This window comes from Peribacillus sp. FSL P2-0133 (assembly GCF_037975445.1).
GTDB classification, from domain to species: Bacteria; Bacillota; Bacilli; order Bacillales; family DSM-1321; genus Peribacillus; species Peribacillus simplex_E.
Map to the genome: position 1 here is coordinate 3,664,329 of NZ_CP150254.1, position 25,201 is coordinate 3,689,529.

The 25,201-nt window shown below is 40.9% G+C and carries 23 protein-coding genes; 7 read left to right on the forward strand and 16 right to left on the reverse strand.

What is annotated here, in order from left to right; translation table 11 throughout:
• Positions 1–8: 8 nt before the first annotated feature.
• Both MKY17_RS17515 and MKY17_RS17520 read right to left on the reverse strand, forming a co-directional pair.
• Positions 9–2,285, reverse strand: coding sequence for a DEAD/DEAH box helicase (locus tag MKY17_RS17515; protein WP_098370732.1), 2,277 nt, complete (start codon positions 2,283–2,285; stop codon positions 9–11).
• Between the two features lie 124 nt (positions 2,286–2,409).
• Positions 2,410–3,171, reverse strand: a complete 762-nt coding sequence (locus MKY17_RS17520; protein WP_098370733.1) for an alpha/beta hydrolase — start codon at positions 3,169–3,171, stop codon at positions 2,410–2,412.
• A gap of 140 nt (positions 3,172–3,311) precedes the next feature.
• Here MKY17_RS17520 and MKY17_RS17525 point away from each other — a divergent pair, with 140 nt between their 5' ends.
• Complete coding sequence (locus tag MKY17_RS17525; RefSeq protein ID WP_098370734.1) at positions 3,312–3,764, forward strand: Hsp20/alpha crystallin family protein; 453 nt, start codon at positions 3,312–3,314, stop codon at positions 3,762–3,764.
• A gap of 68 nt (positions 3,765–3,832) precedes the next feature.
• On the opposite strand, the gene MKY17_RS17530 is transcribed toward MKY17_RS17525, so the two are convergent.
• From MKY17_RS17530 to MKY17_RS17545, 4 genes are all read right to left on the reverse strand, one after another.
• Entirely contained in the window at positions 3,833–4,417 is a 585-nt protein-coding gene (locus tag MKY17_RS17530; RefSeq protein WP_286176973.1) for a YppG family protein, read from the reverse strand.
• Between the two features lie 77 nt (positions 4,418–4,494).
• On the reverse strand, positions 4,495–4,863 hold the full coding sequence (locus tag MKY17_RS17535) for a YppE family protein (protein WP_098370735.1): 369 nt from the start codon (positions 4,861–4,863) through the stop codon (positions 4,495–4,497).
• 69 nt (positions 4,864–4,932) lie between these two features.
• A complete protein-coding gene (locus tag MKY17_RS17540; RefSeq protein ID WP_098370736.1) occupies positions 4,933–5,208 on the reverse strand; it encodes a hypothetical protein in 276 nt (91 codons plus the stop codon).
• Positions 5,209–5,563: 355 nt separating this feature from the next.
• Positions 5,564–6,511, reverse strand: a complete 948-nt coding sequence (locus tag MKY17_RS17545) for a DUF2515 family protein (protein ID WP_098370737.1) — start codon at positions 6,509–6,511, stop codon at positions 5,564–5,566.
• Between the two features lie 144 nt (positions 6,512–6,655).
• Here MKY17_RS17545 and recU point away from each other — a divergent pair, with 144 nt between their 5' ends.
• Positions 6,656–7,267 carry a Holliday junction resolvase RecU gene (gene recU / locus MKY17_RS17550; protein ID WP_076365738.1) on the forward strand — a complete coding sequence of 204 codons (612 nt, stop codon included), beginning with the start codon at positions 6,656–6,658 and terminating at the stop codon, positions 7,265–7,267.
• Positions 7,268–7,294: 27 nt separating this feature from the next.
• Positions 7,295–10,039 (forward strand): PBP1A family penicillin-binding protein, encoded by a 2,745-nt coding sequence (locus MKY17_RS17555; protein ID WP_098370738.1) that lies wholly within the window; start codon positions 7,295–7,297, stop codon positions 10,037–10,039.
• A 40-nt stretch (positions 10,040–10,079) separates the two neighbouring features.
• Here MKY17_RS17555 and MKY17_RS17560 read toward each other — a convergent pair whose 3' ends face one another.
• From MKY17_RS17560 to MKY17_RS17585, 6 genes are all read right to left on the reverse strand, one after another.
• On the reverse strand, positions 10,080–10,619 hold the full coding sequence (locus tag MKY17_RS17560) for a YpoC family protein (RefSeq protein ID WP_098370739.1): 540 nt from the start codon (positions 10,617–10,619) through the stop codon (positions 10,080–10,082).
• Positions 10,616–11,272 carry an endonuclease III gene (nth, locus tag MKY17_RS17565; protein WP_076365732.1) on the reverse strand — a complete coding sequence of 219 codons (657 nt, stop codon included), beginning with the start codon at positions 11,270–11,272 and terminating at the stop codon, positions 10,616–10,618. The genes MKY17_RS17560 and nth overlap by 4 nt, the downstream gene beginning before the upstream one ends.
• A 22-nt stretch (positions 11,273–11,294) precedes the next feature.
• A complete protein-coding gene (locus MKY17_RS17570; protein WP_098370740.1) occupies positions 11,295–11,990 on the reverse strand; it encodes a DnaD domain-containing protein in 696 nt (231 codons plus the stop codon).
• Between the two features lie 117 nt (positions 11,991–12,107).
• Complete coding sequence (gene asnS / locus MKY17_RS17575) at positions 12,108–13,400, reverse strand: asparagine--tRNA ligase (protein ID WP_098370741.1); 1,293 nt, start codon at positions 13,398–13,400, stop codon at positions 12,108–12,110.
• Between the two features lie 262 nt (positions 13,401–13,662).
• Positions 13,663–15,522, reverse strand: a complete 1,860-nt coding sequence (locus MKY17_RS17580; RefSeq protein ID WP_098370742.1) for a XylR N-terminal domain-containing protein — start codon at positions 15,520–15,522, stop codon at positions 13,663–13,665.
• A gap of 150 nt (positions 15,523–15,672) precedes the next feature.
• Positions 15,673–17,205, reverse strand: a complete 1,533-nt coding sequence (locus tag MKY17_RS17585) for a 4-hydroxyphenylacetate 3-hydroxylase family protein (RefSeq protein WP_098370743.1) — start codon at positions 17,203–17,205, stop codon at positions 15,673–15,675.
• 205 nt (positions 17,206–17,410) lie between these two features.
• On the opposite strand from MKY17_RS17585, the gene MKY17_RS17590 reads away from it, so the two are divergent.
• Genes MKY17_RS17590 through MKY17_RS17600 form a run of 3 tightly spaced genes read left to right on the forward strand, consistent with a single transcriptional unit; the run spans position 17,411 to position 19,385 of the window.
• Positions 17,411–18,199, forward strand: a complete 789-nt coding sequence (locus MKY17_RS17590) for a fumarylacetoacetate hydrolase family protein (RefSeq protein ID WP_098370744.1) — start codon at positions 17,411–17,413, stop codon at positions 18,197–18,199.
• Positions 18,196–18,984 carry a fumarylacetoacetate hydrolase family protein gene (locus MKY17_RS17595; protein WP_098370745.1) on the forward strand — a complete coding sequence of 263 codons (789 nt, stop codon included), beginning with the start codon at positions 18,196–18,198 and terminating at the stop codon, positions 18,982–18,984. The genes MKY17_RS17590 and MKY17_RS17595 overlap by 4 nt, the downstream gene beginning before the upstream one ends.
• A 17-nt stretch (positions 18,985–19,001) precedes the next feature.
• The gene (locus MKY17_RS17600; protein WP_098370746.1) at positions 19,002–19,385 is read left to right on the forward strand and encodes a 5-carboxymethyl-2-hydroxymuconate Delta-isomerase; all 384 of its coding nucleotides are present in this window, start codon (positions 19,002–19,004) and stop codon (positions 19,383–19,385) included.
• Positions 19,386–19,466: 81 nt separating this feature from the next.
• Here the strand turns inward: MKY17_RS17600 and hpaB are convergent, their stop codons facing one another.
• Positions 19,467–20,939, reverse strand: coding sequence for a 4-hydroxyphenylacetate 3-monooxygenase, oxygenase component (gene hpaB, locus MKY17_RS17605; RefSeq protein WP_098370747.1), 1,473 nt, complete (start codon positions 20,937–20,939; stop codon positions 19,467–19,469).
• 165 nt (positions 20,940–21,104) lie between these two features.
• On the opposite strand from hpaB, the gene MKY17_RS17610 reads away from it, so the two are divergent.
• Positions 21,105–21,974 carry a LysR family transcriptional regulator gene (locus MKY17_RS17610; protein ID WP_179891027.1) on the forward strand — a complete coding sequence of 290 codons (870 nt, stop codon included), beginning with the start codon at positions 21,105–21,107 and terminating at the stop codon, positions 21,972–21,974.
• Between the two features lie 186 nt (positions 21,975–22,160).
• On the opposite strand, the gene MKY17_RS17615 is transcribed toward MKY17_RS17610, so the two are convergent.
• The 3 genes from MKY17_RS17615 to MKY17_RS17625 all read right to left on the reverse strand — a co-directional run bounded on the left by MKY17_RS17615 (position 22,161) and on the right by MKY17_RS17625 (position 25,197).
• Positions 22,161–23,726 carry a cation acetate symporter gene (locus tag MKY17_RS17615; RefSeq protein WP_098370748.1) on the reverse strand — a complete coding sequence of 522 codons (1,566 nt, stop codon included), beginning with the start codon at positions 23,724–23,726 and terminating at the stop codon, positions 22,161–22,163.
• 3 nt (positions 23,727–23,729) lie between these two features.
• Positions 23,730–24,068 (reverse strand): DUF485 domain-containing protein, encoded by a 339-nt coding sequence (locus MKY17_RS17620; protein WP_098370749.1) that lies wholly within the window; start codon positions 24,066–24,068, stop codon positions 23,730–23,732.
• A 247-nt stretch (positions 24,069–24,315) separates the two neighbouring features.
• Positions 24,316–25,197, reverse strand: coding sequence for an FAD synthetase family protein (locus MKY17_RS17625; protein ID WP_339200244.1), 882 nt, complete (start codon positions 25,195–25,197; stop codon positions 24,316–24,318).
• Between the last annotated feature and the right edge of the window lie 4 nt (positions 25,198–25,201).

Consider the following 25,201-nt stretch of genomic DNA (forward strand, 5'->3'; position numbering starts at 1 on the left):
GTAATCTATTAATGTTTTTGCTTACAAAATTGACCCAATAATTGTTTGGCATCACTCTTGGCTGTTTTCGTTGCGGATTCCGTCCCGATACAGGAAGGACAGCCGCTTTCACAAGCGCAATTTTCAATCATTGATATTGTTTCAAGCAGAATGACTTCAGAGTTTTCATATACTTTATCACTTAACCCTATGCCTCCCGGATAACTATCATAGATAAAAATGGTCGGTTTTTCATTATGTGCTGCCTTAACCTGCGGATAAACATGAATATCATGCGGATCGCACATAACATGTAGCGGAATCATGTAATTAAGAGCATGGGAGGCACCTATCATTCCTTGTTCTATCCGATTTTCGTCCCACTTAAATATATCGGGATCCATGGAAAGCATGGCTGAACTCGTGTGCAGTTCCATCTCCGGGAGACTGATTGGTCCTGAACCAATATTCTCATGAGTTTCGAATTTGATTTTTTTGAAGATCGTAGGCATCGCCCGGATTGCGACATCACCAAAAGCAGCTGCTGTGGAAGCGAAAGTTCGCTGTTTATCGACTTCCAATACAGACAACTGAACAGCAAGGTTGGCATCCGTATAATAGTCCACATTGACTTCACGTACATAAGCTTTCTTTTCATCCCAATCAAGTTCTTCCACCTGAAATTGAATTCCCTGGTGCAAATAGATGGCTTCATCGTGGAGGAGGGTCATTGCACTGAACGTATCCATTTCCCCTATGACCCGATTAACCGGTGCATTCGTTTGGTCGATGATCACGACATTTTCCTGTGCCGCTGAACGCAGGCTGATATTGCTTGCGGGAAAAGCATCATTCATCCAATGCCATTTGTCCCCATTTAAGTGTAAGACCCTTTCTTCCGTAAGGAATTCAAGAACGTCCATAATCTCTGTTTTCCCAAAGGTATCGCCTTTTTTAAATGGAAGCTCATATGCTGCACATTTTACATGATCAACCAAGATCAAAAGATTATCCGGATTGATTCTGGCAGTTTCTGGATTTCTGGTAAAGAAATATTCGGGATGCTGTACGATATATTGATCTAGGGCACTAGAACTGCCGACCATGACGATCAATGCTTCACCATGCCTTCTACCTGCTCGTCCCGCCTGTTGCCAAGCACTCGATATGGATCCAGGGTAACCAGTCATTATGCAAACCTGAAGCTGGCCGATATCGACGCCCAACTCAAGTGCATTTGTGGAAACCACTCCATAAATGGAACCATCCCTGAGTCCTTGTTCAATTTCTCTGCGCTGTGTTGGCAGATATCCACCGCGATAGCCCCTGATCGACTTTGGCCCCAGTTGCTTTGACACAAGTTCCTGTAAATATGTCAATAGAATTTCCACACGAACCCTGCTTCGCGCAAAAACGATCGTTTGAATTTTATTTTTCAAAAATTCATTTGCTAGTTTCCGGACTTCCAAAACCGCGCTCCTTCGTATGTTCAGCGGTTTATTTACTATTGGGGGATTGTAAAACACAAAATGCTTTTTACCACTTGGGGCTCCGTTATTATCGATTAGGACCATTTGTTTTTCCGTGAGCTCTTCTGCCAACTCTTTTGGGTTATTGATCGTAGCGGATGTACAGATGAATACAGGGTCGCTTCCATAAAACTTGCAGATCCTTTTTAACCTTCTTATGACGTTGGCTGTATGACTTCCGAAAACGCCTCGGTAAATATGAAGTTCATCGATTACCACATACTTCAAGTTTTCAAACAAAGAGACCCATTTCGTATGATGGGGCAGGATACCGGAATGGAGCATATCAGGATTGGTGATCACGATATGCCCTGCCTGGCGGATTTTTTGCCTGATATTTGAAGGTGTGTCCCCATCGTATGTATAACTATTTATCTCAGCATCCATTTCATGAATCATTTCATTCAATTCGCTCTTTTGATCATAACTCAGCGCTTTTGTCGGAAAAATATAAAGCGCCCTAGTTTTTTTATCTTCCAGTATTTTTTGAAGGACCGGCAAATTATAGCATAATGTTTTTCCAGAAGCAGTAGGTGTGACCGCTACAAGGCTATTGCCACCGACAGCAGTATCAAATGCAGTTGCCTGATGGGTATACAATCCATTTATCCCCCGTAATTCAAGAGCATGCTTGATTTTATCATTCATTGCATCGGGAAATGGTACATGTTTTGCCTCTTTTGCTTCAATTACTTGCCAATGTACTATATTATCTTTAAAATCCTCATTTGTTTTTAAATCATTGATGACTTCTTGTAAATTTTTTCGCAGTTTCATATGACCACCTCATACTCCTATTCTACCGAATGAACGTTCTATGCAAAAGGGAAACTATTTCCTTTTCAAAAAAAAAAAAAGCTGGAAACGTCACCATCTCGTTTCCAGCTCGGTCTTTTTTCATTTAATTCTTCTCGACAAAGCGAATGATTTCTTCGATTAGCCTGCTTGGAGCTTCCAACATTCCCATATGGCCGCTGCCCTTAAGTATAACTTCATTGATATGGCTCCCTTTTACAGAGAAGGTTTTATCAACGGGAATCACCTTATCCTGTTCACCTGCAACCAATAGGACTGGCAACTCCGTATCTTTGAGTACATGATTTCTGTCAATTCTGTTCCTCATAGCATGTAAAGACCCTATTGCACCAATTTCACTTGTTTTATATCCGATTTCCTTTATATGGTCAATATTAGGATCATCGGAATTAGCGAAAAGCTTTGGTATAAGTCCGTCAATGAAAGCGGGGATTCCCTCACTTTCGATTTTCTCGACAGACTTTAAGCGCCCAGCCTTTCCAGTCTCATCGTCCGGGAAAGCGGTGGAATGTACCAATGAAAAACCAGACAATTTCCCAGGAAACCTTTCTGCGAATGCCAAGGTGATATATCCCCCAAGCGAATGACCAAACATATAGACCTGCCCGATTTCCAGTTCTTCCAAAAATGAAGCAATATCAGCAGCCATATCTTCAATCGAGAAAGATCCATCTATTTCCTCACTTGCACCATGCCCCCGTAAATCAACGGCAATAATCCGGTATTCACCCTTTAATTCAGCAATGATGTCACTCCAATATTCATGGCTTCCGCAAAACCCATGGATAAACAACAATGTTTCATTACCTTTCCCGGTGTCTATGTAAGAAAGCTTGCCATCTGTCATATTAATCCCTCATTTCCTTTACTAATCATTCAGTAACGTTATTCCCTATATACCTGTATCTGAAACCCAACAGTGCATTCACATTTCTTCATTTCTCACATAGCCTATAGGCAAAGGATTTTTTAGAAAGGAGCACCGTGATGACCTCTTCTGAAAAAAATAATAATCGGAATCGAATAGAACCCTTTACCCATTTCATTAACAAAATGGATCGGCTGTTTTCCGAGAGGCCCCCTAAAGGCATGCTGCAATCTCTTGACGAGTTCTTCGGTTCGGCGAAAGAACGCAGCTTTCCGGTTGATGTTCACGAAACGCATTCAGAATATACCCTTACAGCCACCCTGCCCGGAATTGCACGCAGCCAAATATCAATTGATGTACTGTCCCATGCCGTAACCATATCTGCAAAGCATGTAGATAGAAAGCATAAAAATCAAGGATTGTTCCAAAAGGAAGTTTCAGCCGGTACTTTATCAAGGACCATTTCCTTTCCAAAGCCGATTGATGAAGCAAATGTGACCGCGCGACATCGCGATGGCATCCTCACGCTTAACCTACCCAAAATCAGAGGGAATCGGATTGAAATTCATTAGGCATGAATAAAAGCAGACTTAAAAAAGTGGCTGGTCACTTATAAGTCTGCTTTTCCTTTATTCACCATCTAAGCTTTGAAGAAGCCCCCTACACCTTTGACCATTGAAGATACTTGAGAAACAGTATTCATCATTTGTCCGGCTGTATTCATCATCTTCGTTATATCCATGGAGCCATCTTGTGTTTTGAATTGATTCATGACCGATTTGAAACCCGATGGCTGGGGTTTTTGCATGAACTGCTGCTTAGGATATGGATTATGGGCCTGCTGCTGACTTTGCGGAGGTCTTTTAGCTGGCTGTAACGGATTGGCGAACGGACTAAAAGCTTGCGGCTGTTGATTGGACTGGATTGGGTGCATTTGTGCCATTGGCTGCATTACACTGTTGCCCGGATAAGCACCCACAGGCATCGCCTGCTGCTGGACTTGTTGGAATGGATGATAGGCAGCCTGCTGATAAGGATCATGATATGGCGTCATATAGCCCCCTGTATCCTGGAGATGATATGGATACATAAATGATTGTTCAAGATTATGATTATTTGGCGGAGGATACGGCATTGGCTGTTGGTACCCTCCCCAATATTCCGGCATTGGTTGAGGAAACTGTCCTTGATTTGGGGAGATTTGGTTAAAACCGGATCTCATCATGTCAATGAGCCCTCCTCTTTTTTCATTACATGGTTCTGATAATATATGAAAAAAGAGGTAATATAGTGTAGGTGTTTTTATGATAAAATCCGATCGATTTCCGTTTTTACATTATTAAGGATGAATTCGACCGATTGGACGTGGCTTTTAAATCGCTTATAACTTGTTTTAGGAAAAAATGCCTGAACGGCCACATCAGAAAGGTTATGGGCGGTTTGTTCGATTTGCTCGGGGAAAAGATGCCTGAATTCGGTTTCTTTCATCCACTCCTTCATTCCGGTTTCCCATTCGATGCATGCGGTCCTGACCAGGTCTGCAAACGGCTTGACTTCCGAAAAGAAATCCTTTTCCTTTCCTTCCTTGCGTACACCCTCATAAATCTCATCCGCATTGACCGCATATTGTATTAATTGTTCTGTTAATAGCTGCATTTTTTCTTTTTGCACATTAAATTCCTCCGTACAATTGTTTCCCTAAGTATAATCCAATTCTTTATAAAATGATATTCCTCTGGCTTATACGGGCAATTCCGTGAAAACCTTGTGCTTTATCATTCTTTTTTCCGGGACAATGGAAAAGGAGTGGTTTGGACCTTCAGCATTTACCCAATAATCCTCGGCTTTCTCAATGGCTTCCTGGGCTTCATTAACTAAGGTATATTGCTCCGCCCATAGTTTGCACCGCACTGTATTTACAGTTTCCCCATATGAAATTTCCAAACGATCCAGGCTGGTACTGATCTCAGCTATCATCCTTAATATCTCTTCTGTTGCGACACTTTTATTGACCATGCTGATCCCTCCCATTCTTTACCTGTACTATTCTTTTTTTTATCTGAAAGCCCTTCATGACTGACAAAACTAGAAGGGAATCGGCAAAGAAAGTGCAATTCACTTAATTTATTATGCCCTTCGACAACAATGGCAGAATGAAGAATGAAGTTTTAAACAAGAATACAGACAGGAGGTGATTTTATGCAGTCGAATGAAAGCAGACAGCAAAAAAACGAAAAACGACAAAAGCCGCCCACTAAAAAGGCAGGAACGGGAAACCCGAAACTTAGTGGAGAAAACCGCCCCTCTACGTAAGACATAAATACTGAACGATAAACAGGGAAGGCTTAATCGACGCCTTCCCTGTTTCCTATTATAAAATCAAATTTTTGATTATTGCTGCCGTGTGCAGCTGCTTTTGTTTATGGTCATACCAATCGGTCAAATACGGCTCTTCTTCCCATTTGGGTTCAATAAACCATTTTTTTTTAACCCTTTTTTTCATATCCCATTGCTCTGTCTCCCCTGCTCGATGATGAATCACAGGATATACGCCCCTCAGCATCGGGGTTTCATGGTACCTAGGCTTTTTTCGATATTGTTCATAATCATATCTGGCACCCGTTGGTTCAGTCCTGCAGGAAAATTCAAAAAAGCGCGGAAACAAATCTTCAGAAAACAAAAGGCCAGCCAACCTTTTCCCCAATTCAATCCTTTTATCTATATTTCTAAAATGCGAAACCGACGAGCCATACAGTTCTCCATTGCAAGTTGGAAATAAAACGGTGCTAAAATGCATCCAGTCCTGCAGGAAAAATAATAGAGAATGAAAAACGAAAGATTGCTTTTTAATAACCGGTTCTTCAATGATGTTTTGTTCATTTATGATAAGCGCAGTGACTAATTTTTCACGATCTCCATGTTTCCAAAAGGAATACCATTCGTTCTTCATGAATTTGGTAATAAAAAAATAATGACATAAGTGAAACAAAGGACGTCCATACTTCGTCGAATAATGATAGAGAAGTAATTGCGGATACGCATCTTGGAATATTCTCCAGTTGGCTTCTTCATACGTTAGGAATAAGTGATGCCTATATTTAAGGCCAAGCAAATGGGAAAACCAAATTCCTTCAAGATCACACATATTCCAGCCTGCATTCCTAGAAACCATCCCAGCTAAAAAAGACCATTGTATTTCTGGATGCATTCTAAAAAATTGTTCATATGCTTTTGTTCTTGATATATTATCCCTATTCCCTTTAGCGGTTTGGGCTTTTATGGAATGGAGCAATTGCTTTTCCGTCTTTAACATTCGCATCTATGAGTCCAGCCTTTCCATAGCGATGAATTGTGACATATAGTTGTACATAAATCCTATCGTTCTAAGAAACAATTCTTTTTATTCACATATTGGATTCTTTTTTTGCTAATATAGAAAAGTGAAAAAAAAGGAGGGGTAAAAGTGGCATTTCATTATCCCAATGGACGAAAGTTTGTACCGCAGGCTATGGAAGAAAAGAAAAGCCCACTAAAAAAAATCAGTTACAGCAACCGGGGAAAAACATTGGAAGACGATTTGAACGAAACCAATCAGTATTATTTAGCACACGGCATTGCCGTCATCCATAAAAAACCGACACCCATTCAAATTGTCGATGTCCACTATCCGAAAAGAAGTGCTGCAGTCATTAAAGAGGCTTATTTCAAACAAGCATCGACCACCGATTACAATGGTGTTTATAAAGGAAAGTACATTGATTTTGAAGCAAAGGAAACGAAAAACAGCAGTTCGTTCCCTTTGAAGAATTTTCATGACCATCAAATTGAACATATGAAACATATCGTTCAGCATGACGGAATTGCGTTTGTCATCATCCGGTTTTCCGCAATGGAAGATATATATCTAATGAGTTCTGAACAACTGAGTTTTTATTGGAAAAGAATGAAAGAAGGCGGACGCAAATCTATAACTCTTCAAGAGGTTGAAAGCAGTTCACGAAAGATTACTCTTGGCTTTCAACCGAGAATTGACTATATTAAAGTAGTAGATTCGCTCATCGCAGAAAATTTTTAGTTTTTTTAGAAAGGCAGGTTAGCTGTAATGGCTGAAAAATATAATACTAGAGAAGAACGCCGAAAGCAGGGGCAGACTCAAAAAAAGGGACAGAATAAAGGTCCTAAAAAGCCAACCAATATGCTTAAGCGAATTTTCCTTATACTTGTTACAATCGGAATAATAGGCCTTGTTGCCGGTGGAGCTGCAATGGCTTACTTTATAAGCGACGCTCCAAAACTTGACGAAAAGCTTTTGAAAGATCCGGTCACATCCAAGATTCTCGATGAAAATGGTAAATTGCTAGCTGAAATCGGAAAGGAAAACCGGGATTATGTAAATTATGAAGATATTCCCGATTTAGTCGAAGAAGCTTTCCTGGCAACGGAAGATTCACGTTTTTATGAACACCACGGGGTCGATTTCTTACGTCTGGGCAGTGCCGTCATAGCTAACTTCAAAAACGGATTCGGCTCAGAGGGTGCAAGTACATTGACCCAGCAGGTTATCAAGCGTTCTTATTTAACACCTGATAAGACCATTAAAAGGAAAGTCCAGGAAATGTGGCTATCCATTCAGCTTGAAAGAAAATATACAAAAGAAGAAATTTTCGAAATGTATGTGAATAAGATATTCTTTGCAAACCGCGCCAACGGGATCTTAACTGCATCGCAAACTTATTATGGAAAAGATCTTAACGAATTGAAATTGAACGAAGCGGCCATGCTTGTAGGTTTACCGCAAAGCCCAAGCAGGTATGACCCGTATAAACACCCTGAACGTGCGAAAGAACGCCGTGATATTGTTCTGCACTTAATGAATAAACATGGATATATCACCGAAACAGAAATGAAAGATGCACAAAGCATCGATATAACTGAAGGGCTTCAAGAAATCGATAAGAGCCAAATCGATACGACCGCATACGATGCATTCATCGATTTGGTAATTGAGGAAGTCGGGGATATGGGTGACTATAACGTCTTTACCGACGGTTTGGAAATCCAAACGACCATTGATAAAGATGCCCAAGAATATGTCTATAACATGTTGAACAGTGATGAAATCATCAATTATCCAAGTAAAGATCTCCAAGCAGGAGTCACATTACTCGATACAGAAACTGGTGAAATTAAAGCAGTGGGCGGCGGCAGGAACACGACGGTTAAACGCGGCTGGAATTATGCAACGGATGCCAAGCGGTCACCTGGTTCGACCATTAAGCCGATTCTGGATTATGGTCCTGCCGTGGAATATTTAAACTGGTCCACCTACCAACAAATCAAGGATGAGGAATATAAATACAGTAATGGAACACCGCTTAAAAATGCTTCAGGACGACATTATGGTACTGTAACCACTCGTGAAGCACTGGCACGGTCATTAAATATTCCTGCCTTAAAAACGCTTCAAGCAGTCGGATTGGACCGGGCACGTGATTTTGCCACTGACCTTGGCATTCCTTTTGACAAGGAAATTACCGAATCGGCAGCATTGGGCGGCGGTAAGGATGTTTCTACACTTGAACTTGCCGGTGCATACAGTTCATTCGGAAACAACGGTATCTATAATGAACCGCATAGTGTGAAAAAGATTGTTTTACGTGATAAAACAACCATCAAAAATAAGACGGAATCAAAGCCTGTCATGAAAGATTCAACAGCTTTCATCGTGACGGACATGTTGAAAAGCGTAATGAAAGAACCTTATGGAACAGGAAGGTTAGCCAATATACCTAGTCTCCCGGTAGCCGGTAAAACAGGTTCAACCAACTTCACGCCTGAACAGCGTGCAGCGAACAACATCCCATCTTCCGGTGTAAAAGACAGCTGGATGGCGGGTTATACAACGAATTATACAGTCGCGGTTTGGGCTGGTTATGATAATGCATCTGGTGAGCAAATGGAATATCTGGGTGAATCATCTCAAAGGATCCCTAAATTCATCTTTAAGAATTTAATGGAACATATGGCTCAATCAAAAGAAACGAAAGACTTTGATCAACCTGACAGTGTTGTGAAGGTTGGAGTCATCAAAGGTTCGAATCCAGCTGTTAAAGCTAATGAATATACACCAAGCAGTAAAATCACTTATGAATATTATGTTAAAGGCCACGAGCCAACACAAGTGACGACAGAATATGAAAAAATCGACTCACCTGGCATTAACGCTTCTTACAACCAGGAAAGCAATGAAATCAATCTATCATGGTCATATCCTAGAGGTAATGGGAATACCCAATTCGAGGTTAAGATGTCCGTGGACGGCGGTGCACAGAGCGTATTAAAAAAATCGAAGGATACTAGTTTAACGATCCCTAATCCAACCCCTGGAAGTAAATATACTTTCTCAGTGGTAGCTCTAGTTGATAACCAACAAAGTGATCCTGCGAGTACATCTGTCAAAATACCTGCTGAAGTGGAAGTCCCTGAGGGTACTGAGGACGAGAAGATTGAAGATCCTGCCGAAGGTGAAAATCCGGAACAAGAAACTCCTGCAGAAGGCGAAGAGGATAAACAAGACAAAGACAAAGACAAAAATAACAATGGCGAAAATAGTGAAAACGGCAATAACGACAATAACGGAAATAATGGAAATGGCAACAATGATAATAATGGTAATGGGAATGGAAATGGCAACAACACTGATGACGGAAATGGCAATAAGGGCGATGAGGACGTCGAAGGCGGGGATGATGTCACTGACCCCGGAACGGTAGAAGAGGAAAAACCAGTCGAAACCCCTGAACCTGACCCTAACCCGGACCCAGATCCAAACAAAGATACGGAATAAATATATAAAGATTGACTAAAAAAACGTCTAAGCTTTTAGCTTAGACGTTTTTTTGGCTGTTCTTATTTTTGATCATGAACTTCACATATTGTTTTTCAAATTCTCGGAACAACTCACTAAGCTGTCTATAAGAATGAAAAAAAGCAGGTCTTGCAAGGATAAATGAAAGCCTTTCATCCATATTTACCGGAATATTGTTAAAGGATTCTATTTGGACCCGGAAATCATTCAATACCACTGGCTTCCCATGCATCCAGTAGACTGCGGTTAAAAACAAACCGATCCCCTTCTTCATGAGTCCCAATGTCTGTCCCACTTTTCGCTCAGAAAATAGCAAACTGCATTCTGAATCAATTCCCTTCCATATTTCCAGAAGTTCCTTTACATGCATTGCCCCCTTATTCCAAGGAGCATACGCCTCTACATTATTATAATAAAGTAACTCATACGGGAAAGCCTCGAATGGGATCGTTTCACTCCAAACTGCATATCGCTCTTTTTCCAAGATGGGTTCCTTTTCAGGAAAAAACAAAGAATGGTCCAATTCTTTAGGAACTTTTAATGATATGGACTGCGTCAATTGGCTTCTTTCCTTTTCATTCTTTTTTTACCTTCACGGCATAACTCGAGAAGCGGGCAGGTTTCACATCTTGGTGACTGGGCCTTGCAATGATAGCGTCCAAAGAATATCAGGCGGTGATGCGTAACGGACCATTCATCCTTTGGTATCTTAGCCATCAACGTTTTCTCAACATCGAGGACACTATCCTTCCAACGGCATAATCCCAGACGCTTGGAAACACGCTCTACATGGGTATCCACAGCAATCGCTGGCACATCAAAAGCAACGGAAACGACTACATTCGCCGTCTTTCTGCCAACGCCAGGCAATTTAACTAGCTCATCACGATCTCTGGGGACTTCTTTACCGTACTCTTCGATCAGCATGTGCGACAACTTTTGTATGTTCTTCGCCTTGTTACGAAACAAACCGATTGAGCGAATGTCATTCTCCAACTCTTCTATCGGAACGCTTATGTAATCCTCAGGCGTTTTATATTTCTGAAATAAATCCTTCGTGACTTTATTGACTAATACATCCGTACACTGAGCTGACAGGGCAACAGCAACCACCAATTCAAATGGATTGGAGTGATTCAGCTCACAATGGGCATCCGGAAACATTTCACCCATCGTATCCAGACAATATCGAATTTGAGCTTTATTCAACATATTGGTTCTCCTTCAATTTACATTACTGCTCGAGCCAGTTATAGAAAGGCACATCTTTCAACGGTTGTGCAGTCTCCGTCTTTCGGTCCCTCTTTTGGTGAACTCTAAATTTTTGTCCTTGCTCCCTTGCCTGTTCCAAGGTTTTAATTCCATTCTTTTTCCACTCGAATAAAATTCGATCAATGTATCGGAAATTCAATTTTCCGGAAATGACAGACTCCCTCAGAGCTGACTTAATGATCTCAGGTTGATGGTCGTCTTCCATCCACATTGCCAATGTCTCACATTCAAATGGAGATAAAGGGCGGCCAAACTCCTGTTCAAATATCGTATAAAGGCTCTCCCCCGCTTTTTGGATTTCAGCAGACTCTGACTGTTTCAAAGTTTTCAAGAAACAGTCCATCATTTTTTCATAAAGTGGGGACAACGAATATTTTTCCTGTCCGATTTCTTGGCTCTCCTCAACCACCATTTCAACAAATCCCCTTTGGACCAAACGCTGGATCAAGAATAGACATTCCGTTTCCTGCAATGTCATTCGGTCAGAAAGTTGGGATGGTGCAGGGAAATGGTTACCTTTATCGATGAAGCTTTGCAATTGTAATAATAGGACCATTTCTTGTTCATTCAGCCCCATTGTACTATAGTTAGTCAACAAAAAGGATGGAATCGTTATCGTTCCTTCCTTAAACCACGCATATAAATGTTCTTTATTCATGTATTTGGACACCTCTGGTTAAGTATAACATGAATAAGGCTCTCCGAATAAGTTTATAATTTTAACAAAAAACGGTTATCTGCCAAATATGGCAAGATAACCGCTTCATTTACGGAATCAAGGATATAATCGATTTAATAGACGTGGGAACGGGATGGTTTCACGGACATGCTCGACTCCACTGATCCATGCAACGGTGCGTTCTAATCCCAAACCGAAGCCTGAATGCGGTACAGAGCCATATTTTCTTAATTCCATATACCATTTGTAAGCATCTTCGCTCAAGCCATGCTCATTGATTCTCTGTTCAAGCAATTCCTGATCATGAATCCGCTCTGAACCGCCAATTATTTCTCCATAACCTTCCGGAGCGATCAAATCGGCACAAAGAACCACTTCTTCCCTGTAAGGATCTGGCTGCATATAAAAAGGCTTGATTTTGGTTGGATAATGAGTTATGAAAACAGGCTTATCATAACTTTCCGCTATCGCAGTTTCATGCGGAGCTCCAAAATCATCACCCCATTGGATATCATCAAATCCTTGTTCATGAAGGAACTTAATGGCTTCATCATATGTAATCCGCGGGAAAGGAGCTTTAATTTGTTCAAGCTTCGCTGTATCACGGCCCAGTGTATTTAACTCAAGCTGACAGTTTTTCAATACGGATTGGATGATGGAAGAAACGAATTGCTCCTGGACCTCCAGGTTTTCTTTAAATTCGATAAAAGCCATTTCTGGTTCAATCATCCAGAACTCGATTAAATGTCGTCTTGTTTTGGATTTTTCTGCCCTGAAGGTAGGACCAAAGGAAAATACTTTCCCAAGTGCCATGGCAGCCGCTTCCATATAGAGCTGACCACTTTGTGAAAGGTATGCATCCTCATCAAAGTATTTAGTCGCGAACAACTCACTCGTTCCTTCTGGTGCGCTTCCAGTTAAAATTGGGGGATCCACTTTAACGAAACCTTCTTCATTAAAGAATTCATATGTAGCACGGATTATTTCATTCCGGATTTTCATGACTGCATGCTGCCGTTTTGAACGCAGCCACAAATGGCGGTTATCCATTAAGAATTCGGGACCATGAGCTTTAGGTGTAATGGGATAATCCAATGATTCATGTATGATTTCAATATCTTTCACCTGTAACTCAAAACCGAACGGCGATCGTTCATCCTTTTGAATGACACCTGTTACATACAAGGATGACTCTTGCGAAATCGATTTCGCACGAGCGAAAATTTCTTCACCCACTTCAGCTTTCACGACCACACCTTGAATGAAACCAGAGCCATCACGGATTTGAAGGAAAGCAATTTTCCCACTGGAACGTTTGCTGGCAAGCCAGCCTCCAATGGTAACTTCTTGATCGACGAATTTGCTAGCATCTTTTATTGTAATTTTCACGGAATTTACCTCCAAAAATAGCTTAACTTACTAATGAATTTACTCTACTTATTATACCCATAGCCCTGCTTACAAGCAAATAAATCACTTGAAGCGGAAGTTCCATGCCCTTTTAAATCACTCTTATTATGTTTTTGTCGCGTATTCGCCAGATTGTATGGTAGATTACTTTTCACTAATGCCCATGCTCTTATTACTGGAAAGTCATCTCTGTATATGTATCGATCGACATTTCTACTTTTAAACAAAGGATTGAATCCAATCAACCAATGGTAATCATTTTCGCCTTTAACAAGGTTTCAAATGATGCATATAATTGAAAAGCACTTTTAGGGTTTCTTATTTGGCAGGAAAGCAGCTCTTCAAGTCTTTTGATCCTATAGCGTAAACCACTCATTGAAATGTTCAATTCTTTCATGCTGCATTCAAGATTTCCACCGCATTGCAGAAATACATAAAGCGTTTTCAATAATTCATTCATTTTTGGATCTTCTTTCATCAATAAAGGACCCAGCATTTTCTCAGCTTTTTGCAGGACCGCTGGAGTACTACCAGTATGCATTAAAATGGATAGCAGATCGACTTCTTCAAATTTGGTAATATCCCGAGTTCCTTCATTCATATTCAAAGCGGTTAAAGCTTCTTGAAAAACATCCTGAGCCCGTTCCAATTCATCACTTGTTGTGCTAAGTCCCATTTTAAAATTATATCCGCTGAAAACAGTATATAAGTGATTGATGCATTCCTTGGTTAGAAATTGAAATTCATTTCCAGGACTCAATGGTATAAGCAATACGATATTACCATCCCTTAATGCTGTTAAGACGACTTGATTCCGCTTCTTAAAGAAACTATATATCTCTTCGATGATTTTCTGCTGAATGAAATAGTCATTCTCTGTCCCCCGATCGGAGGAAAAATCATAGCCCAGCACCGCAATGGTGAAAGGATGATCCAATGAAGCGTCTAAATACATGCTTTTTTTGATTATTTCTTCTCTAGAAGCAAATTCTCTATTTAATATTTGTTCAAGAAATAAACCTTTTACCCTTTCAAGGGCTTCAAAACTGCTTTTCTCATTTAAGAGGAATAAGGAACCAGTCATGGAAACCCTCTCAAGAATCATTCGATTGATTTCCAGGTTCGTTTTTCCTTCGACTCGATCAGACTGCACAAAGGCACAATAGCCATAAGTTTTATTTTGTAACGTTATGGGAGTATAAAGCAGCTCCATCCCATCTTTTACGATTCTTCCGGTCTCCAAAGTGACAGGGCCATTTTCCCTCATTAATTTAAGCTGATTCCTGACTTCCCTCACCTTCCCTTTCTGAAAGCCAGCATGATAAACCTGATTGCCATTGAAATTCTCCATCAACAAAGGTATTTTTGTTTTCTGATAAACCATCCTCACTATGGATTGAAGGCTTCTTCCGTTAATTAACTCTTCTGTCAGCAAATTATGAATATCCATCACTTTTGACAAACTATTGCGTTCCTCCAGCAGCTTTTCATATGTTACGGCAAGCTCTTGTACAATCGGTTCGGTTTTATAATATTTCAACTCATCCTGAATCTCCGTGCCCCATAAATGTATCGATTTACCTTCGTATCTACACTCTGATTGCCCTGCTCCCTTACAGGCACTTTCCTTGAAAATCACTTCATGACCGCAGACCGTTGAATAAAATCCACTTGCATATCCCGTCAATGTATAACAGACTGGCTTTTCCGCGATGCCTGTCTGAGTGATATGTTCCTCTGCTTCATAGGAATTCACCCAAACCCCTTCCACCTTTACAGAGTGCACTTCCGCTTGACTATCCATCGATAATTCCAGATTCATAGTATTAACTTTTGTATAACCTTGCAGCATATGTAAAATGGGGCCTTGCCTCAGTATCTCCTTAACCGTTGACATATTCCCTTTTAGTGCCTTTTTAGCATCATTGACTCCGATATTCCAGCCATAACGTATTAAAAAAGACTTCATTCTTTCAAATCCAATATTCTCGATCAAGTCCTTTCTTAAAGTACCGAAAATCGAAGAGGAAGTCAGGATCATCCTCTCATCATTTAAATGAATTTCACCATCATCATTCTTAAGATTCAAAAGATTCGTCATGATTCCCTCCGGCTTTCCTTTTACATAATATTATACTTTTTCCATACCTTTCCTTTCAAGATAAATGTAAACGCATTCATATCATGCAGTGGCGGAAAAACCGGTGGGAGTCCGATACAAACCATTCTTTTTCACGTTTTCTTAATCAGATTAATTCATTCGGAGGTGGATCAAATCAGCATTAATGCCTTCATATGCATTTATCCACTTATCATTTGTCCAGCCATGGAGATCATAATCGTCCATTGCCAAGTCCACAAACGCTTTGAATTTATCTGATTGTCCATTTAAATCTGCCATTTTCATGGTTTCAAGCCTAATATTTTCATGGTTACCTGCATAATTGATTTCATATAATTCATTCCTGCCACCAAATTCCGTGCCGATGGAATCCCATATAAGTTTCATCAGTTTTACCCTTTCCACTGCCGAAACCCCGCCTGTACCCTTATAATATTTATCGAGATACGGACGGACCTCAGGGTTTAAAAAATCCTTGGAGCTTGATGGGAGTTGAATGAGATTACCTGCTACAACTTGTTCAAATATCTGTTTCACCTTTGGCCAAACCATTGGTGCGAACACCCTATATGCAGTTGCATATGTGCTATTGGGTAGAACAGTGCCATTCGGCCCTTCCATCGGATCCGTAGCCATCGCTGTCGAGATAGCCCAAAACATATTCCTGTAAGCAAGCACTTCCCCTATATTGGCTTGAACTCCCCTAAATTGATTCGTTCCTGCCATTTCCGTAGCTTTCATCAGAAGCCCAGCCATAAAGTCCAATTTCACCGCATAGCGTGTGCAGCCATGAAATGTATATCGATTCATCCACCCAGTCTTGGATCTAAACCCATTTGCAATTTCCACATTATTATAGGCGAATACATTCTCCCATGGGACGAATACATGATCAAGGACGATGACTGCGTCATTTTCGTCGAACCGACTGGAAAGCGGGTAATCGAAAGGAGTGCCTGACTTGGCAGCCGTTTCTTCAAAAGACTGTCTGCTGATCATTTTTAATCCCGGCGCATTCATCGGCACAAAGAAAATCAATGCATGGCTTCTATCTCCTTCCCCAAGATCGACAGGAGAATAATTCGCGACAAAATTATAATTCGTCAGTGCTGCAGAAGTTCCAACCATTTTGGCTCCGCTTACGATTATCCCATCATCCCGCTCTTCCACCGTACGCACAAATACCTCTTTATTTTCATGTAGCGGTTTATTCCTGTCCATTGCCGGATTTATAATTGTATGGTTACAGAAGGGAACGTCCCTTGTGGTTTTTTCATACCATCTTTTCGCATTATCTTCAAATCCCTTATAAAAATCGCTATACGGTCCCAATGATCCTGTAAAAGCAGCTTTGTAGTCAGGGGTACGACCCATGAAACCATAGCTCAATTTTGACCATTGTGCTATCGCATCCCTTGCTTCAAGCAGCTCTGTTGCGTTCTTTGAGGCCTTGAAGAACTTATGGGTAGTATGACCTTCATCTGTCTTGGCCGTTAAAATCCGTGCAGTAACCGGATCATGGAGAGCATCATATAGTTGGGCAATTGACCTGGCAGAATTGCGGTATGCTGGGTGTGTCGTCACATCATCTACTTTATCTCCGTTCAAGAATACCGTTCTTCCATCTCGTAAACTTTCTAAATACTCTTTACCATTCATCATCGGAACATCCCCCATTCACAATCTTTCAATTTGAATTCCTAGCTTCATACTAACTAAATGTTCAAGGCATTTATCTGTTGAAACCCATCTTTTTTCTAACATTTTTTGTCTAATTATACTGAATAATCTAAATATGTTGAACTTAAACAATAAATCATATACGATATCATATATGATTAATAATAAAAACAAGGGGTGAGTGTCCATGGCAAAAGCAAGAGTGAAACTCAAAAAGTCAGATTATTCAGAAGAAATGGAAATACTGTCGAACCGCTATATATTAATGAACGGTGATAAGTATGAGGTATCACAAATCAAGTTGGATAACCCTATTTCAGGAACCGTATATGGAACATTATTAAACTATAAAGGATCATTGGAAGCATTGAAGGAAAAGGTCTACCATCCTCCTTATAATGAACCTCCTAAAGGGCCGATCCTTTATATTAAACCTAGAAACACGTTTTCGTCTTTTTCAAATCCAGTTCCCCTTCCAAACGGCATACATGAATTGGAAATCGGGGCCGCACTTGGAATAGTAATCAGTAAAACGGCCACAAGAGTCAAGAAAGAACATGCATTGGATTATATAGAAGGTTTTACGATCGCCAATGATATTAGCATTCCGCATGAGAGCGTTTTCCGTCCTGCTATCCGCCATAAAGCCCGTGATGGATTTTGCCCGATCGGTCCATGGGTCGTATCCAAGGAATCCATCTCCAACCCCGATTCTTTAGGAATTCGTGTATATATAAATGGAGAGTTAAGACAGGAAAATTCAACTTCAAATCTAATTCGCTCCATATCCCGCCTTATTGAGGATGTAACTGACTTCATGACTTTGAGTACGGGTGACGTCCTTCTAGTTGGTGTTCCAGAGAATGCACCGCTGGCAAAAGCCAATGATCATGTCAGAATAGAAATAGACGAAATCGGATATTTGGAAAATACCATAATTTCCGAGGAAAAACTATCACTGGAGGGGATTTTATGAAGAGAGCACGTGTAGCCTATGCAGGTGCCATACATTCAGCAAGTGAATATTATGGCCAGCTCCAATTGGCGGATGGCAGGATTGTCAATGAGCAGGATGTTGTCTGGCTTCCCCCTGTGGAACCACGAACTGTCTTCGCGCTTGGCTTGAATTATGCAGACCATGCGAAAGAGCTTGCTTTTAAAGCCCCGGAAGAACCCCTTGCGTTCTTAAAAGGTCCCAATACCTTTATCGGCCACCGGGGACAGACAAGACGGCCTGCTGATGCAGCTTATATGCATTATGAATGTGAACTTGCAGTCGTCGTAGGTAAAAAGGCGAAGAACATAAAAAAGGAAGAAGCCTTTAAGTATGTAAGTGGATATACGATTGCAAATGATTATGCAATACGGGATTATCTGGAGAATTACTACCGACCTAACCTAAAGGTCAAAAATCGCGATACCTGCACCCCAATTGGGCCTTGGCTTGTCGATGCCGAGGATATTCCAGATCCTTCGAATCTAGCCATAAAAACTTACGTCAACGGAAAATTGACTCAGCAAGGCAACACGAAAGACATGATTTTCGGCATTGCTGATTTAATTGAATATTTTAGCAGCTTCATGACATTGAGCCCAGGGGATATCATATTGACAGGCACACCTGAAGGATTGGCGGATACTGCAGTAGGCGATGAAATCATCACTGAAATTGAAGGTATCGGGAAACTCGTTAACACAATAGTCGGTGACGATATATTTACTGAAGGCGGGGATCGGCCGCATCTAAAAATCCATAATTAACGGAAGGGACTGATCACATGCCTCATATCATTATTGAATATACGGATAATATCAAAGATGAAATCCAGATTGACGGCTTATTAAGGAAGGTGAATGATGTACTGATATCCTATCCTTCCATCTTTCCGATTGGCGGCATTCGATCCCGGGCCATTGAATTGAAGCATTATCGTGTTGCCGATGGTACAGAGGATGATGCCTTTGTTCATGCCATACTAAAAATTGGCGCTGGTCGCAAAGACAGTGATAAAACCAAAGTATGTGACCAACTTTTCGAAACGATGGAATCCCATTTGGCATCCCTCTTTTCAAAAAGATATCTAGCCCTCTCCATGGAACTTATTGAATTCAGTGATTTTGGCACATATAAAAAGAATAATATCCATGATCGATATAATTAATGAACAATATTTCATATTTAAAGGCCTTCCTCATCATCGGGAAGGCCTTTAAATTAATATGTTTTGCCAATGCTACCGGACTCAGTTGATTTCTGCAAGGTTTTCAGTACGGTTCAAGAACTCCTTGACACGGTCCACATATTCCTGTTTATCATAGCCGTTATATAAAGCGCTCGCCATACGGACCGGATCCCCAAAAAAGAATCTTTCGTACAGCGTTTGCCTGGATCCAAATGAACTCATGCATACATCCCATGCGAGACGATACAATTTAACCCTGTCATAGGCTCCACCATTCGCGGCTTGAAGATATTTATCCAAATCCGGTCGAAGCTCCGAATTGAAATCGGCTTCATTTGGTATCGCCATTAAGCCACTAGCTCCAAGAAGCTGCATTATTTCACTGAATCTAGGGTAAATCTTCGGATAATAATTACGGGCTATGTTTAACGGTGTGAAATCGGGTGTCATCATTCCCCACTTATCCACTTTCGCGTTTGCCTCCGAAGCTGTAATGAAAGCCTTTACCGTTTCAAGCGCTATGATGACTTCCGAGATTTTTTCCTGAACATGCTGGTATTGCCCGATATTGATGGTTTCCGCCATTAGTTGCAAAATCCCCAGAATGAACTCGGTTTTGGCGATATTCTTCGCTACCACCTGATGGGTCATATGAACAACTGCATTGCTTTCATTATAAGCCTGGTTGCAAATGCCGACATCCCCATATGCAAATACCCGATTCCAAGGAACGACTACATCATCAAAAACGATAATCGTATCCATTTCCTCAAACCTTGAACCAAGAGGATGGTCAAAATGTGATTTGCCATAGTCGAATGATTCACGACAGATGAATTTCAACCCTGGTGTATTATTTGGTATGGAGAATGCGAATGCATAAGGATTTTCTTCTTCCGATTGTTTAAGCAATGTTGAAGGGAAAACCATGATTTCATCCGTTATTCCTCCTTGTGTAGCTAATAATCTGGCTCCCTTTATAATAAGCCCTTCTGAATTCTTGCCAGCAATCCGTGCAGCGATGTAAGGGTCCGGAAGCTTTGCGGCACTAACTCCCCTATTAACCTGGGGTTGAATCAAGGTATGTGTCAACGACAAATCCTTTTCCCTGCAGAGCTCATAATAATCTTTCATATTTTTAGCAAATGCCGAATCCTGAGTGCCGAACATATCAGCTGCAGTACCGTACGCCATCATCCCACTGTTGATATAGTCAGGGGAACGTCCCATCATTCCATTATTATGCCTTGCCCATTCTTGAATCATTTTCCTCCTTTTTTCAAGGTCTTCCTTAGTCCGCGGCTGCATGAATGAAGTCCCTACTCTTTCGTTTGAAGTTGGTGAAATATAAGTCATGATGTCAGTTTTCGCGGAATCATGCTGCAAATCATATAATTCGGCCTGTGATTTCATGACCCCTTTAAAAGCTGGATGTTGACTGATCTTATCTTTTACTTGCTCTCCATTGATCCATACATTCGCCTTTGCTTTATCTACCCTATCGATATATTCTTTACCTGTTTTAGCTGGCATGCTTACATCCCCCTTTAGTATCAATCTAAATGAAGCGCTTACAATTAAATAAATTCCAAAAATTCAATTAATTCCTATAACAAAATATACCATATGTTATGATATATATATAATACTTAAAAAATTCAATATGTATATGTAAATCATATGTATGAGGTGTATATAATGGACATCCGGCAGTTAAAGTATTTTGTGACGATCGTTCAGGAAGAACAAGTAACCAAAGCCGCAAAAAAATTACATATGGCTCAACCCCCCCTTAGCCAGCAACTTAAATTAATGGAAATGGAAATCGGTGAAAAACTTTTCGATCGGAATGGAAAGAAACTTGAACTCACTGAAACTGGCAAGGTCCTATATAAAAAGGCCGAAGCTCTATTAAACCAGTTTGAAGAATCACTACTGGAAGTTAAGGAAGTCAGTAAAGGGGTACAGGGCACTCTTTCCATAGGGTCAGTAAAAACTTGCTTTTCTTACATTCCGCAAAGGATGAGGGCCTTTAGAGTAAAATACCCTGACATACGCTTCAAGTTAATGGAAGGTGATACGTTCCGTTTGACAGAAGGCTTAATAAACAGGGAAATCGAGTTGGCCATTGTACGGCTTCCAATTAACGGTAAGCAATTCTCATCGATTAACCTTCCGCCGGAAGATTTTGTGCTTGTCACCCCAAAAGATTGGGATATCCCAGACTCCATCGAATTTAAACAAATTAAGGATTATCCCCTCCTATTGCTGCATAGGGTAAGCGGACAGGGAACTTATGAACTTATAGTGGATGAGTGCTTCAGACATGGGTTTGAACCGACGATTGTATGTGAATGTCCTGATGCTGCAATGATTTTATCTTTGGTGAAGGAAGGAATAGGCGCTACCATCATGCCACGAACCACATCCAAATCGTTTTCAACCCAAGGTATTAAAATAATCGAATTGATAGATTGTGAAGTACAATCGGAAGCCGCCCTTATTTGGCTCGAAGAACGCTATCTTTCCAAAGGCGCCGTCAAATTTCTAGAAACATTTTCTGAATGAATGGCCAGTTATCCTTGAATATTAGTATATTAGTTCATCTGTACCTCTTTCTAATCTTTAGTGTTTGTTTGAATTTCTTTATCCAATGAAAAGAAAAAAGCAACCTATCATTTGATGGCTGCTTTTTCAAATCCATTCATAAGTGCGATGAACTGCGCTTTATTTATAGGCATGCTTTCACATCATTCAATGTCGCAAAACCCCCTTAACATCATGACCGGTGTTGGACTTTACGAGGATTTCATTATAATTGTCTTCTGTAACCGTTTTCAACGCTGTCCTGCGGTTACCGAACAGGGCACCTAAATAGCATGCGAGGAACCCAAGCGGAATGGAAACGATTCCTGGTGAATTCAAAGGAAAAATCGGGTCACCTGTCATAATGGTGGCTCCGGGGGCCGGGTTCCAGACATTTGGACTTAGAGCCACGAGCAAAAGCGTACCAATAAGACCTGTCATCATACCGACTATCGCTCCCGTTTTATTGAATTTTTTCCAATAGATCGTAAGAAGGATTACCGGCAAATTCGAACTAGCCGCCAGTGTAAAGGCAATCGATGCCAGAAACGCTACATTGAATTCCTGCAGACCTAATGATAAAACGATCGCAAGTGCAGTAACACCAACTGATGCCCATCTAGCCATCGTCATTTGCTGTTTTTCCGTCGCCTTTCCATCTTTTAATATTTCATTATAAAAATCATGTGAAAAAGCCGTAGCACCCGTTAAAACGATTCCCGCAACAACTGCGAGTATCGTTGCAAAGGAAACGGCCGCAATAAATGCGAATAAGATGTCCCCGCCCACAAGTTTTGCCAATAAAGGTGCAGCCATGTTACCCGCTGGATTAGCGGCCATGATATTCGATGTTCCAACCAACTTCGCAGCACCGAATCCGAGAAAAATGACCATGATATGAAAAGCACCCATAATCCACATCACCCAAACAACAGACTTTCTTGCCACTCGTGCATTCGGGACAGTCAAAAAACGTATTAAAATGTGAGGTAGACCTGCCGTTCCCAGAATTAGTCCCAGTGATAAGGAAGCTGCATCCCACCCACTGGCATATTTAATACCTGCTTTCAGGTAATCTGCACCCATGGGTGTCGCCGTTTTCATATCAGTGAAAATTCCGATGAAACTAAAATTCAATTTCCACATGACGATCATGAATAATATAAACACTCCGCCTATCAGCAGGATGGCTTTAATGATCTGCACCCAGCTCGTCGCCGTCATCCCCCCAAATAGAACAAATACCAACATGACAATACCTACGATGATGACAGAAATATTATACGGGATGTCTAAAAGCAGTTTAAATAAAGCACCTGCCGCAACAAGTTGCCCCAGCATGTACATGACTGATATCACCAAGGTATTAAATGCGGTCACTCCCCGGACCTGTTTATATTTAAACCTTGTAGTCACCATATCAGCCAATGTGTATTTCCCCAAGTTCCTTAAAGGTTCAGCCACTAGGAATAACACGACAAGAAATGAAACAAGTGCTCCATACATCAGGAAAAATCCATCATACCCCGTTAAGGAAAATGCCCCAATCAACCCTAAAAACGTGGAGGCCGACATAAAATCCCCGGCCAATGCAAGTCCATTTTGCCTAGCGGTCAACCCTCCCCCGGCCGTATAAAAAGAGCCTGCCGTTTTAGTTTTTTTGGAAGCGAAATACGTGATGAAAAGGGTACCTATCGACATTAGCGCAAAGAGAATAATAACTGTCCAATTCATGATTCAAAGCCCTTCTTTCTCGATGATTTCTTTTATTTGTTCATCGATTCTTTCTGATTTCCTTACATATATGCTGCAAACCCATACAGACATAACCGTAATGGAGACACCGTACACCCACGCCCAGGTTATGTCTCCTATGAAAGGGTGATCCAGCATATCTGTGTAAAAAACTAAGAAGGGCAAAAGCAGGGAATATCCCATAAAGAAAATCGTAAAAGGGATAACGAATTTCTTTTTATCGGAAAGCATATTCTGAAACTCTTTGGAGGCAACAATCTTTTCATAATCCACCAGATTAGTTTGTTCCGATTCATCAAGGTTTTTTTCCAACCGAACCATTTCTACACACCTCTTCTGATTTTTATTTTTGCAAGGACGGTACTAGTAGTGTTGAGTCTCTCCAATGTCAGCCGCTTTCTTCAATGGCACAAATCCCCTCCATCCCAAAATCCAAACAAACTCATCTGCACAAAGAGGTCTAAAGCCCATTCCCTAAGCTTTCCGTACTCCTTTTGTCTAACCGTGACGCTCACACGTAGGGCAGCAGTAAGTTCCCACTGCTGCCCTGTCCCAGACCATATCTTTTTTAGAAGGCTTGCACTTTCGTAATAGACTTGGCTCGCATATCCGTCATCTGTTTCGACTTCATTATCCTTTCACTTTTCCATTTGATATGAATCTTCTTTCCTTCCAAGGGAAGAGAATCATTGAAATGTAAGTGCCAACTCTCATGAAATGATCCGTCCATTGTTTGATAGGCGATTCCCTCATAAACATTTCCTTCGATCTGGATTTCGATTAAATAAACTCCTGGCGGGGGTTTCAGGAATGCTTCCGATAATGTAACGATGATGTGTTGATTTTCCTTGGAATGGATTGTTCCTTGACTTTCAAAGTATGTGCCAAGGAATGACGGGATATCTGCGAACCGACCTTCTGCAATCAAGTTTCTAAGCTTAGTGGAACTTACTTTTTCATGATCAATTTCAAACTTCTTCATTTCCGTCACTTCAAAAAATCGCTTACCTTCGATTTTCAGCGTTTCCATATTCCCTTCCCCTTTATGTCCATAGCGGAAATCGAATCCAGCCACGGCATGTTTGCATTTAAATCCACATAGATAATCCTCGATAAAACCAGTAGGTGAAAGATGGGCAAATGCGGAATCGAAGTTCACGACTATCAAGGTTTCTACACCTAAATCTTGCATGATTTTTGCTTTTTGCTCTAAAGGAGTAATATATGTTTGGGGTTGAGCGTTTCCTATGATTTGCTTTGGATGCGGAAAAAATGTCATGACTGCCAATTTCAAATCTTGCTGTATGGCAATCCTTTTGGCTAGATTTATCAATTCTTGATGGCCAAGATGAACTCCGTCGAAAAATCCAAGAGCCAGCACACACGGTTCTGCTACTGCTGTATATATACTGGAAAGTGGGTGCTGAACATGAATGATATCCAAATCCATCTTC